Below are 12,556 nucleotides of genomic sequence, written 5' to 3'. Positions count from 1 at the left end.
ATAATTTTTATTTAACTTGGTTTGACAAAGAATCCATTTCTTCTTGAATCATTCCACTTTGTTTGAGTTGTTCCATAATATATTCGGCAGGCTTACCAACGAATTTCAGGTTCTGAATAGCAGACTCTGTACGCTCATCCTTAGGATATTTTCCAATAAATTTTTTATATAGCTGAATAGACAATTCAGGGTCAACTTGTTCTAACATAAATGCTGCATTAAACAAACAATTAGCAGCCTGCGCACTATCAGGATAATTATCAAAATAATCCTTAAATAGCATTGCGGATTTCTCAGGATTTTTCATCTTAAAATGATCCGCAGTTTTATATAAGAAGCCGGCTGCTTTGGGATGTTGAGGATAGAGTGCAGCAAATCGTTGATAAAGCGCATAGAGTGAATCCTTGCTTGTACTTTCATTCTCTTGCTCTGCAATCAATTGCAACATCTTGTCCTCCTTTGAGGTTTGATTACAAGCCATTAGCAAACCTATTATCATCAAAGCAAATACAGTATAAAATCGCCTGTTGTTCATGTCCGCGAAAGTAAGAAAAGAAAGAAGATATTTTCCCCTCTATTCTCTCAAAAGCACAATGATAATTTTCAATATCAATCAAGATAATCAAAAGAGAAATATTTCTTAATCTATTTTCTACATTCTTCAGACCGTTCCGTTATAAAGCAATATCAACAACAAGGAAAGTCAATTACCAACAAATCCCTTAACAAATGCAATTTGCACATTATTAATTAATTATCATATTTTTACACAAATAAAATTTTTATACTATGAAAAAGTCATTATCGAACCTTATACTATCACTCATTACTGTGATATTTCCTTTGTTTGTCCAAGCACAAACAGATTCATTTGTTACAATATGGGATTCAAGCAAAGGAGGAACGGCCTATACTTCCATATCTTTTCATGCTGCAACAAGCACTACCGTAAATTATAAATGGGAAGAAATTGGCGGAAGCGGAGGAAATGGCTCCGGCACATTTTCTACAGGAGCAGTAAGTATCACCGGATTACCTTCAAAGTCCAAAATAAAACTGTTTATTGAACCTGCGGGACTGCAAAGATTTTTCTTAAATACAACCAATGTCACCACAAGCAGTTCACAAAAACTTACCGAAATAGTGCGATGGGGAGATGCCTCATAGACTAGTATGGAGTATGCATTTACAAACTCCAATCTTTTGGAAATTACAGCAATAGACACTCCGGATCTATCCAATACGACCAGTATGGCATATATGTTTAACTTCTGTAGTGGATAAACGGGTACAACTTCAAACTGGGCATGGGATGTAAGCAATGTTACAGATATGAAATACATGTTTAACAAGGCGTCAAAATTCAATGGCAGCATAAATAACTGGACACCTTCAAATGTTACAGATATGCAATACATGTTTTACGATGCAATAAAGTTTAACCAAAACATTGGTAATTGGGATGTGAGCAAGGTCGTCAATATGGAAGGAATGTTTGGTTGCTATGCTGTTAATTTGGCATTTAACCAAGACATAGGAAGTTGGGATGTAAGTAATGTAGTGAATATGTCAAAGATGTTTAACGGGGCTATAAAATTCAACCAAGACTTAGACAGTTGGAATGTGAGCAATGTTATCGATATGTATGGTATGTTTTTCAATGCATCTGCTTTTAACCATTCTTTAGAAAATTGGAATCTAAAAAGCATTTTAAACGTAAGCAACATGCTAAACAATTGCGGTATGGATTGTATTAATTACGGAAAAACACTCGTAGGATGGGCTTCAAATACTAATACTCCTAAATCAAAATATTTGGGAGCATCCGGTTTAAAATACTCACAAGCAGCTTATGAATATAGAAACATACTAACCACTACATTGAAGTGGACTATATCAGATGCAGGAAAAGGTACTTGTGCAAGTGAGTGGACAGGGACAATCGACAGTAACTGGACAAATGCTTCTAATTGGTCACCTTCAACTGTTCCTTTATCCGGAGATGATATTGTATTTTCACCCACTGCAAACAACGATCTAGTTTTAGACGGGAACAAAACTATCGGATTAGTGGATTTTAATGGCAGCTCAAAAAAAATAATATTAAACAGCTATACCTTAACAGCATTTGGCTTTGGCAGCTATAATGAAAACAGCTATGTTGAACACAAAAATAATTCCGGTAAAATCATAATTGAAATACAAAACAATCATTCTCGTGTGTTTGCTTCAGGTATGTTTGGAGCGAATTACTCACCAGTTACCATTACAAACAAAACAAGTGAGAATGACACATTTACATTAACACTCTTGGACGATGCTTACCTAAATGGATACAGTGGAACCAAGGTTGGAATTGCTCATGTTCAAAGAGTGTGGCATATTCATAAAAAAAATCCAAATAAGGGATTGGGAGTAGATTTAACTTTTAACTGGCACCCCTCTGATGTCATAGGTGTACTTTCCTCTCCGGTTCAGAGCCATTATAATGGCTCTGAATGGGAAATTGCAATGACCGGCAGTAGTTCGATTAATGGAGACTCTCTTATTCACAAAAACTATGTCAGTAACTTTTCCCCATTTGGAATAGACAAGGGACCTTCTCCACTACCAATATCCCTTATTAATTTTAATGCAAAATCTGATAATAAACACCAGCAAGTAATGCTAACATGGCAGACTACACAAGAGGTTAACAACAATTACTTTGAAATATTGCATAGTACTGATGGTGCTACTTGGAATACAATTGGCTCTGTGCAAGGCAATGGAAGCAGCTATCAGCTTAATGATTATGCCTTCACTGATTTCAATCCAAAGAGCACAAACTTTTACCGACTCAAACAAGTAGATTACAATGGGGATGAGGCTTTAAGTGAGATTCGCTTGGTAAAATTCTCTACTAAGCATCAATACAACTATGTTAACGTATATCCCAATCCTGCACAAAATAGCCTGAGCATTATATCTGAACAACAAAATGTACCCTATATTCTAACTGATATTTATGGCAAATCAGTGCTTTCAGGTGTACTCACCAACACAAAAACAGAACTCAATATTGCAGTTTTGACAAATGAAATCTATTTTATCAAAATTGGCGAGAACACATTAAAAATTGTGAAACAATAAGTCAAATACGTTTGAAGGGAGGAACGAATTGCAGTTTGCACAAAAAGTGAATGTTCAAAAACAGCGCAATGCCTGCCTGAGAATTATATAGTTTTGCAAGCTCAGAACCAAACAATGATTGAATAAATGCAAAACAAAGATATTTGGAAAAAAAGACTGTATGTCATTATTTTTCAAGCGAATACACCTGCCGGGAGGAGGTTTGATATTTGGCTGCTTCTTGCCATTATCTGTAGCATCACCGTTATTTTATTTGACAGTATTTACAGCGTTCATCAAAGAGCCGGTACGTATTTAAAAGCGTTTGAATGGTTTTTTACCATTCTTTTTACGATCGAGTATGCTCTCCGTATCAGTGTGTCTCCTAAAAAATTCCATTACGTCTTTAGCTTTTTTGGAATAATAGACTTGTTGTCCATCCTGCCTTCATTTCTTAGCCTCTTTTTTCCTCAGTTTCAATTCTTGATGGTATTGCGTTCAATGAGATTATTGAGAATCTTCAAGATATTCCACATGCGGAGTTTTTTAATTGCCATTTTCTATATTTCAGAAGCATTGAGGAACAGTTATCGCAAGATTATTGTGTTTATGTTATTCATTTCGCTCCTTGTAATCATTATCGGTTCATTGATGAATGTGATAGAAAGCGACACTCCCGGCTTTGAGAGTATTCCCAATGCGATTTACTGGGCAGTAGTTACCATTACAACTGTTGGCTATGGAGATGTTTCACCGGTAACACCTTTAGGTAAATTTTTATCTATCATTGTGATGCTGTGCGGATATGGAATCATTGCAGTACCTACAGGAATTGTAACTTCTGAGTTATCAAAAAACAGGTCTAAATCTAAAAGAAATAAAAGGCTAACATGTAACAGATGTGGTCAAAACGACCATTATCCTGATGCCCGATATTGCTATACATGCGGTGACAGGCTGATTGACGATCCTTAATTAAAACAATATTTGTCCCAAAGTATTTTAGTCAGTTACAACACTCAGTTTAAACTTATCTGTACCATTTTTAGTAACAACATGTACAAAGTAAGTTCCGGTCGGGAGACTTATCACCGATAATGAAATATCAAAATGCCCTTGAGATTGAGAGCAATTTTGTGAGTGTACAATTTGACCTAAAGTATTATACAATTCAATCCTATAAGCGTCTTGTGCATTGAGTCCTTCGTTCAAAATATTTACAACCTCCGCAGCCGGATTGGGATACACTAAATACTGCGTACTAACAACTACGGGCTTTACACTCACAACCCTGTCTTTGTTGATATGCCAAACAACCTTGTTTATATTTTTAATATTTGCTAACTCCGTTCTGATTAGTGAAGTCGTGTCAGATACAACTGCGGTTACAGTATGATACTTATCACTAATACTGTCAGCTACGACACGAATTGCGTTTGTATCAGCAAAAATAGTATGCCCGTCCAACTGCCATTCTATCTTCAGGGTATTGGGAATCGGCATGATGAGTTTGGTAATTTTAAATTCTAAATCTGTATCAATATCATCCAATATTTGATTGGCGGGTAAAAACTCTTCTATTGGATTAACTAAGGAATGAATTTTTTCAATGATACCCTGGCTACACACGGCACAAAACTCTCTCTCCAGAAACTGCATTTCGCAATTTGTATGTGGCTTATACCAATCGCTTGCACTACCAGTGCCGCTGTGATGATAAATACCTACTCCGGCAGTATCTAACCATCTTTTCCATTTTACATGTTCAGGTATTGCATTGGTTTTATAAGTCATGTTTTTCTTTTCGGATGCATATATATCGCCAGCCCAATACTCATCAGCTAAACCGGCAAAAGAGTGCCCACATTCATGCAGCATGATTTCGACAGATAGTTTATGTGTAGAAAGTGAAGCTACTTCACCTCCTGCCCCACCATATTCGGGAGAGTTACCCAGTATAATTACTTGGTCATAATCCGGAAAATTATCTATTAAAACAGACCCGATTAAAGCAAAATCATTTGGATAAATTAACCTGTGAACTCCTGAAACATCAAACGCAGTCCCAAAATAATTGTTTGGATCAGAGATTGGCAGCGTTGCTAATGAAGGACAGTCACTTGCTGTACGAGGGTGTTTTATTCCTGACTCCGGTGAAATGACATTAATACTGAAAATGTTAAAATAGTTTTGATACAAGGAGAAAGGAGCTTTATTGAAAAAACTGTCTCTCAATAACATAACATCATCATGAAATTTGGACAATTCAGAACTATCATAGCCATCTCCTAAAACAACAAAATTGATATACTTGTCTGAGGGACCGTTATAGAAAATGGTGTCTTTTGTAAAGACTTGTGCCCGCGCTGAGATACTATAAAGCAGACCTAAAACAAATATCAGTGTGTGTTTCTTCATTTGATTTCAATTGTATTTAATTTTGTTTCTACTCCATTGACATTTTCTACAAACTCAACCGCAGTAATAGCTTGGGAGAACTGTGCCCTTACAAAAAAAGTTGCACTGTCTCTTGTGATTACACTCTGAATAAGCACTCCACCTTCTTCTGCCGGGTGTTCAACAGATTCGATTAAAGGATGTGTTATTTTGCGTTCCTCCATGACATCGGATTGGTGGTAAAACAAGATTTTTAAATACGTATTTTCATTTCTCACAAGTTGTTTGATATCTTTTAGGTGTCCAACAACTTCCTTCTTCTCCTTAAGTCGTACAACTGTCTTTTTATTTTCTTTGAAAATATTGAAACTGAGAAAAACAATAATATTTTCTCTTTTTTCATTCAAGGTATTGTCGTTTGATTGGGTGGTATGACTTTCAGAAGTATGTGCCTGCTTTTTAGCTTTACAAGACACAAAAATACTGAGTGTCAATACGATGATGAACAGGTATTTTAATTTCATGATGCACGAAGACAAATTTAAGATATTAACTGCGGATTTACTAACAGATATATGATTGAGCACATTAACCATTTTTTTAATACAATACCTTATAAATATCTCTCTTTCAATACATTCACATGATGTTGCAAATGACCCTGAATGAAATAAAACAAAGCTCTCGAACTCACATTCTTACCCGAAGCAGTGCCAATGCGTTTTAGATCATCGGGACGTAGAGTTTTGTAAAAATAGATTACGGATTTTCGCAGCAGCACAAACTCCTCTAACAAATCACCAAGGGTTCTATCATTAAAATTCGTTTCTGCAACGTATGCATCTTCATCAAAGCCCGGGATGGGAGACTTGTCATTTCTGGCAAAGCAGAAGGCTCTGTTAAACATGACCCTTTCGGTATCTGTTATATGCCCCAACACTTCTTTTACAGTCCATTTTTCAGGGGCATATCTAAAAAGTTCTTTTGCATGTGGAATTGACTTCACAAAAGCTGTGTGATCGTCTAATTGTTTGTTGAGTCCCTGCAAAACATCCTCATCCACTAATCGCAGATACATTTCAAAATAGGCGGGACATTCTTCTATAGGTAGTGTAACCATAGTCAATATTCATTTATTCTTATTTTACATCTTGCATTAACTTTCTAATCAAGGGCGAAATTGCTATCAAAATAACACCGGCAATCAGTGCGTAAATTGCAAACTGTTTGTAGCCGGCAGTAAAATTTAACATTTTTTCATAATTGGTAGCATTTTCATTACCTTGTGCCATACCAGAACCAAAAATTCCTGCTACATACTGTCCATAAGCACTTGCCAAGAACCAAAATCCCATCATCATTCCTTGCATTGATTTGGGCGAGAGCTTGGTCATAATTGACAACCCTATTGGCGACAAGCACAACTCCCCAAAGGTAACTACAAGATAAGCCAGCACAAAAACATTGAGGCTTGACAATCCATCCGCTCCGGCAAAAAACCTCAATGCATAAAAGATAAAGAAACCCGCACCCAGGAAGAGAAAGCCCAGTCCAAACTTGACCACCGTATTTGGCTCAATATTCTTCTTTGCCAATGCCAACCAAAGAAAACCAAAAATAAAGGCAAAGACAATCACAAAAATTGAATTTGCGCCATTGTTCACACTATTTGGGTCAAGATGCAAAGAACCAAACAAAGTTGAATGTAAGTTTCTTGCAGCAAACAAACTCAACGACCCCCCTGCTTGTTCATATATAGCCCAGAACAACACCGAAAACACAATAAACAACAGAGCCGCAATTAATTTCTTTTGCGCTTCTGCACTATGTTTCTTCATTTCAATAAAGAAATAAATCAAGGTGAGAGGACCCACAGTAAACATGAAATAATCCGTATAGCGTGTATTGTAAATCATTAAGTAAATTAATGGAATAGCGGCAAGTGAACCTAAATAAGTTGCATATTCATACCAACGTTTATTCTTTGGAATTTTTTGCTCTGCCTTTTCCTGATTGGTATCAGAAACAACCACACCTTCGGAATTTGACTCATCAGCATCAGACAATTTACTTCTCAAAGGCGAATGACCAATGGGACCTAATGAATGTTGCGTAAAAACAAAGGTCAACAAACTGATGGTCATTACAATTCCTGCAAATCCAAATGCCCAGTGCCAAGAGTAATGCTTTCCAACATATACACACAGTGCTCCCCCCAATAATGCGCCAATATTTATACCTGCATAAAACAGAGAAAAACCGGCATCTCTGCGGTTATCGCCATCTCGATATAACAAGCCCACCATAGTGGAAATATTGGGTTTGAAAAAACCTGTACCAATGACAGTAAAACTTAAACCAAGAAAGAAAAACTCATGTGGGTCAATTGCTAAAATCGCACTACCTGCTATCATCATTAAGCCTCCCCAAAAAAGTGATTTTCGGAATCCGATGATTTTGTCTGCAAACAGTCCACCGATGAAAGTAAATGCATAAATAAATGCCTGTGTTGCACCATATCGCAACTGTGCATCACTATCCGACATAAAAAGTTGATCAACCATAAACAAGGTTAACATCCCCCTCATTCCGTAGAAGCTGAAACGCTCCCACATTTCGGACAAGAATAAGTACCATAATTGTTTAGGAAATTTACCTTTGAAATTGTGAATTTCTTCTAATGAAAGTTCTTTGTGTGTCATAAAATATTTAACTCATTGTAATCCACTCAAAAGCAGATTTTTTCGGAGTGCTAAATAACATTTTAATTTTGAGAACAAGCTATTTTTTCTTTGTTTTCACACAACAAACAGCATTGTTCATACATTTTAATTTTGCTTTGCAAATGGCGTAAACCCTACCTAAATGCATACTAAAACAGATACAAATAAAGAATTTAGAAAATAATTTTTTATACTAAATCAAAGTATTACATTTGCAGTCCTTTTTTGAAAAGCAAGCGTCATGAAAAGAACATACCAACCTTCGAACAGAAAGAGAAGAAATAAACACGGGTTTAGAGAGAGAAATGCAACAGCAAACGGAAGAAAAGTCCTTGCTGCCAGAAGAAAAAGAGGCAGAAAAAGATTGACTGTTTCTTGCGAAGCAAGACATAAGAGATAATCACAATACGGTTACTTAACATCATGTGCCGTGAATTTCTCTTTTGGCAAAAACGAAAAACTTTGCAGTAAAAAAGATATTCAAACAATATTTGATAAGGGTGAGAAGTTTGCTTCTTACCCTTTCTTTTTTATTTTCAATCAAGCTCAAAATCGAGAGGACGCTGCTGTTAAAGTACTAATCACTGTTTCAAAGAAGAAGTTCAAAAAGGCTGTGCACCGCAACCGTATTAAACGTTTGTGTCGCGAAGTTTACAGGCTAAACAAACACCTTTTGATAGAAAATCTTCCGGGCAATCTTAACAACTCCCTACATTTGGCAATTGCATATATCGCTACAGAAGAACTTCCATACTCAACCATGCACATAGCCATGCAAAAAAGCCTAAAGCACATTGCAAATGAAATTAAAAACCATTTTAGCTAAGCCTTTCATTTGGCTGATTCGTGTCTATCAGTTGGCAATCTCCCCCCTACTTCCCAACTCATGCAGGTTTACACCCACTTGTTCTGAATATGGAATTCAAGCATTCAAAAAACATGGCATCATCAAAGGCGGATTACTTACATTAAAACGTATTTCACGCTGTCATCCGTGGGGAGGACACGGGCACGATCCTGTTCCTTAACTCAAGATTTTACTCACACAACTTTCTATCAGCCAATACGTTCATTTGACTGAATACACACAAGGAACGTTTATTGGAAGCATACAGAGTAATATATTTGCACCCAATCAGAAAAACCTACAAAACAAAAACAGAGTAGCGGATAATGAACGTAATGATATTTAATGGCTCTATGGAAAATAGAGATCATTCCATTGGAAAAATAATTAATGATTTCATAGTAGAACAGCTTGAAGAACAAAACGTCAAGACGACAATCTTTGATATGAGTTTATCCAATATCCCAATGCTGAACCCTTCTTTAATAAAAGAAATTCCTATTGAAGTAACTCAGATGTGTAATACTTTTCAGGATGCTGATTTACATTTTTGGCTTATGCCTCTTTATCACGGAAGCATTCCGGGTGTTATGAAAAATTGTCTAGACTGGTTGGAAATTACCGCAAAGTCCGCAACTCCATATTTGACTGATAAAATTATCGGAACCGTTTGTTGGGCAGATGGCTCACATGCGGTAAACGGCATTCAAACCATGAACAATATTGCACATTCTTTACGCGCTTGGACAATCCCTTACAGCGTTCCTCTTAGTGTTCGCGAGTTGTTTCAAAATGAGTCAAAAGATAGACTATCCTCTAATAGTCAGGAAAAACTCAAACTACTTGTACGCCTTGCGCTTTCAAGAAAAATACAGACAATTTGAGCAATAATTTTATTGGAGAAACTACTCCAATGGTGCACTAATAATTTCTAATAAGCGCGTGCAAACAATACTCTTTCCTTTGAGGGTCTTCCACTGAAAACACATTTACCTTCTTCTTGCGGATTGTTTAAAGGAATACAGCGAATGGTTGCTTTTGTTTTTTCTTTGATAGCCTGCTCAGTTGCTGAAGTTCCATCCCAATGAGCGGAAATGAAACCGGGTGTATTGTCTAAGGCGTGTTCAAACTCTTCCCAAGACTCAACACGTGTAATCCTTGAATCACGAAACTCCTTGGCTATATTGTATAGACTTGATTGAATCTGAGGCAACAAACTTTTTACCAGGTCAACCAAACCGGATTGAGGTGCAGATTCTTTTGTCTTGATGTCTCTTCTTGCTAATTCCACTGTATGATTTTCCATATCTCTTGGTCCAACAGCAATGCGCAATGGCACTCCCTTGTGTTCCCATTCAGCAAACTTATACCCCGGCTTTAATGTATCACGATCATCAATTTTGACACGAACATCCGCCTTGTCCAATTCTGATTTCAAAGAATGTAAATACCCTACAATTGACTCGTGTTCTTGATCTGTCTTGTAGATAGGAACCAATACGACTTGAATCGGAGCTAAATTGGGCGGCAAAATCAATCCATCATCATCACTATGTACCATAATCAACGCTCCAATCAAGCGAGTGGACACACCCCAAGAGGTTGCCCATACATAGTCCAGTTTCCCTTCCTTATTTTGAAATTTAACATCAAAAGCTTTTGCAAAATTTTGTCCTAAAAAATGTGAAGTCCCCATTTGTAAAGCCTTACCATCTTGCATTAATCCTTCAATACAATAGGTTTCAACCGCTCCGGCAAATCGCTCGTTGGCAGTTTTCACCCCCTTAATTACAGGTACACCCAAGAAATTTTCTGCGAAATCTGCATAAACATCCAACATCTGTTTTGCTTCTGCTTCGGCTTCCTCTCTTGATGCATGTGCTGTATGTCCTTCTTGCCATAGGAATTCGGAAGTTCTTAAAAACAAACGAGTTCTCATTTCCCAACGCATAACATTTGCCCATTGATTAATCAACAAAGGCAAATCGCGATAAGACTGAATCCAATCGCGGTAGGTATTCCAGATAACCGTTTCAGAAGTAGGTCTGATAATTAATTCTTCATCAAGTTTAGCTTCAGGGTCAACAATAACACCTTTCCCATGTTCATCATTTTTTAATCTGTAATGTGTAACAACGGCACATTCTTTAGCAAAGCCTTCTACGTGGTCTGCCTCTTTAGAGAGAAATGATTTGGGTATTAACAGCGGAAAATAAGCATTGACATGTCCTGTATCCTTGAACATCTTGTCGAGTTTTTGTTGCATTCTTTCCCAGATAGAATAACCATAAGGTTTAATCACCATACACCCCTTGACAGCGGCATGTTCTGCCATATCTGCCTCTTTTACAAGATTGTTATACCATGCTGAATAATCTTCGCTGCGCTTTATTTTTTCAAACCCCATATAAATTTGGCACTTTTATTGTTTAACTTTGTAGTGAAAATATTAGGGTGCAAAGGTATGCAAACTGAAACACCCTCAAAATCTAAGGCTATGAAAAAAACAACGACACTACTCAACTTTGCTTTTACAATGTCATTGGCATTTACATTAGCTTCTTGCGGGCTATCCAACAAAACCCTTTCTCAGTATGACGACATGTACTATTCTCCTTCATCTGCAAGAAGACAAGCCGCTCTGGACAAGAAAAAAAGTCAGCAAGAAACCCCTCCTGAAAGTTTAACAGAAAATCAAACCGGAAACTCTTTGCAGAATCAATCCAATTACAATTCCAATAGTAATGGGAATAATACTGTTATCAATAATTATTACGGATCAGATTCCAGACTAAATTATGGTGGGTATTTCAATCGCTTTGGAACAGGATATTACAGCACCCCTCGCACCGGCATTTCAGTAATGATTGGCATGGGCAGCATGTATAATCCTTACAGCCCCGGCTATAGCTTCTGGACAGGCTATAACAATTTCGGTATGGGATACGGCTCAGGATTTTATAATCCATATTATTCATACAATCCCTATTCAATGTATAATCCTTATTACATGAATCCGTATTACAATTATAATACTTATGGCGATCCTTATACAATGGGCTATATGCACGGCTATATGAATGGGGGTTCCTATGGTTCATCATGGGGCAATGGAGGTACAACTACCGCTACACCTGCACCTATGCAAAAACGTCAAACCTATGGTTCAAACCAAACACCTGCACGCCAAAACAGATCGACTCCTGTGTATGGCACACCAAACAATCCATCAGGCAATAGTTCTACAAACTCAAGAAGTTCAAATTCAAGAAGTTCTAACACTCCTTCAACCGGCACAAGTACACCAGTCAGAACAAACAAACAACCTAGTTCCGGCACCTCTGGTTCTATACCTTCGTACAACACTCCCAGAAGTTCTAATTCCGGTAGTGGCTCATCCGGCTCCAACGGTTCCTACGGCTCTAGAAGCAGCAACACATCATCCGGCAGTAATTCAAGAGGCGGCAAACGATAAAAT

14 protein-coding genes are annotated in these 12,556 nt (G+C 37.2%); 8 read left to right on the top strand and 6 right to left on the bottom strand.

The window, feature by feature from the left end; translation table 11 throughout:
* Positions 1-7: 7 nt before the first annotated feature.
* Positions 8-535 (bottom strand): hypothetical protein, encoded by a 528-nt coding sequence (locus M0R38_05985; protein ID MCK9481293.1) that lies wholly within the window; start codon positions 533-535, stop codon positions 8-10.
* Positions 536-789: 254 nt separating this feature from the next.
* Here M0R38_05985 and M0R38_05980 point away from each other — a divergent pair, with 254 nt between their 5' ends.
* From M0R38_05980 to M0R38_05970, 3 genes are all read left to right on the top strand, one after another.
* The gene (locus tag M0R38_05980) at positions 790-1,167 is read left to right on the top strand and encodes a hypothetical protein (GenBank protein MCK9481292.1); all 378 of its coding nucleotides are present in this window, start codon (positions 790-792) and stop codon (positions 1,165-1,167) included.
* A 165-nt stretch (positions 1,168-1,332) separates the two neighbouring features.
* Positions 1,333-3,132, top strand: a complete 1,800-nt coding sequence (locus tag M0R38_05975) for a BspA family leucine-rich repeat surface protein (protein ID MCK9481291.1) — start codon at positions 1,333-1,335, stop codon at positions 3,130-3,132.
* A gap of 126 nt (positions 3,133-3,258) precedes the next feature.
* Positions 3,259-4,086, top strand: coding sequence for an ion transporter (locus M0R38_05970; GenBank protein MCK9481290.1), 828 nt, complete (start codon positions 3,259-3,261; stop codon positions 4,084-4,086).
* Positions 4,087-4,113: 27 nt separating this feature from the next.
* On the opposite strand, the gene M0R38_05965 is transcribed toward M0R38_05970, so the two are convergent.
* From M0R38_05965 to M0R38_05950, 4 genes are all read right to left on the bottom strand, one after another.
* Positions 4,114-5,529: a M64 family metallo-endopeptidase gene (locus M0R38_05965; protein ID MCK9481289.1), complete on the bottom strand. Its 1,416-nt coding sequence runs from the start codon at positions 5,527-5,529 to the stop codon at positions 4,114-4,116.
* Positions 5,526-6,032, bottom strand: a complete 507-nt coding sequence (locus M0R38_05960; GenBank protein MCK9481288.1) for a hypothetical protein — start codon at positions 6,030-6,032, stop codon at positions 5,526-5,528. The genes M0R38_05965 and M0R38_05960 overlap by 4 nt, the downstream gene beginning before the upstream one ends.
* A gap of 89 nt (positions 6,033-6,121) precedes the next feature.
* Complete coding sequence (locus tag M0R38_05955) at positions 6,122-6,628, bottom strand: DinB family protein (protein MCK9481287.1); 507 nt, start codon at positions 6,626-6,628, stop codon at positions 6,122-6,124.
* A 19-nt stretch (positions 6,629-6,647) separates the two neighbouring features.
* Positions 6,648-8,210 carry a peptide MFS transporter gene (locus tag M0R38_05950; GenBank protein ID MCK9481286.1) on the bottom strand — a complete coding sequence of 521 codons (1,563 nt, stop codon included), beginning with the start codon at positions 8,208-8,210 and terminating at the stop codon, positions 6,648-6,650.
* Positions 8,211-8,472: 262 nt separating this feature from the next.
* Here M0R38_05950 and rpmH point away from each other — a divergent pair, with 262 nt between their 5' ends.
* The 4 genes from rpmH (at position 8,473) to M0R38_05930 (ending at position 9,962) form a co-directional block, all read left to right on the top strand.
* A complete protein-coding gene (gene rpmH / locus M0R38_05945) occupies positions 8,473-8,631 on the top strand; it encodes a 50S ribosomal protein L34 (protein MCK9481285.1) in 159 nt (52 codons plus the stop codon).
* A gap of 30 nt (positions 8,632-8,661) precedes the next feature.
* Complete coding sequence (gene rnpA / locus M0R38_05940; protein ID MCK9481284.1) at positions 8,662-9,057, top strand: ribonuclease P protein component; 396 nt, start codon at positions 8,662-8,664, stop codon at positions 9,055-9,057.
* Positions 9,032-9,259 (top strand): membrane protein insertion efficiency factor YidD, encoded by a 228-nt coding sequence (gene yidD / locus M0R38_05935; protein MCK9481283.1) that lies wholly within the window; start codon positions 9,032-9,034, stop codon positions 9,257-9,259. Before rnpA ends, yidD begins: the two co-directional genes overlap by 26 nt.
* 145 nt (positions 9,260-9,404) lie before the next feature.
* Positions 9,405-9,962, top strand: a complete 558-nt coding sequence (locus M0R38_05930) for an NAD(P)H-dependent oxidoreductase (protein MCK9481282.1) — start codon at positions 9,405-9,407, stop codon at positions 9,960-9,962.
* Between the two features lie 47 nt (positions 9,963-10,009).
* Here the strand turns inward: M0R38_05930 and proS are convergent, their stop codons facing one another.
* A complete protein-coding gene (gene proS, locus M0R38_05925; protein MCK9481281.1) occupies positions 10,010-11,485 on the bottom strand; it encodes a proline--tRNA ligase in 1,476 nt (491 codons plus the stop codon).
* Positions 11,486-11,575: 90 nt separating this feature from the next.
* On the opposite strand from proS, the gene M0R38_05920 reads away from it, so the two are divergent.
* Positions 11,576-12,553, top strand: a complete 978-nt coding sequence (locus M0R38_05920; GenBank protein MCK9481280.1) for a hypothetical protein — start codon at positions 11,576-11,578, stop codon at positions 12,551-12,553.
* Positions 12,554-12,556: the final 3 nt, after the last annotated feature.

It is taken from the genome of Bacteroidia bacterium, from assembly GCA_023228875.1.
In the GTDB taxonomy this organism is placed as follows: Bacteria; Bacteroidota; Bacteroidia; order NS11-12g; family UBA955; genus JALOAG01.
Note: the sequence above shows the minus strand (reverse complement) of the source record. Positions and strands in the feature narration are given on the sequence as shown.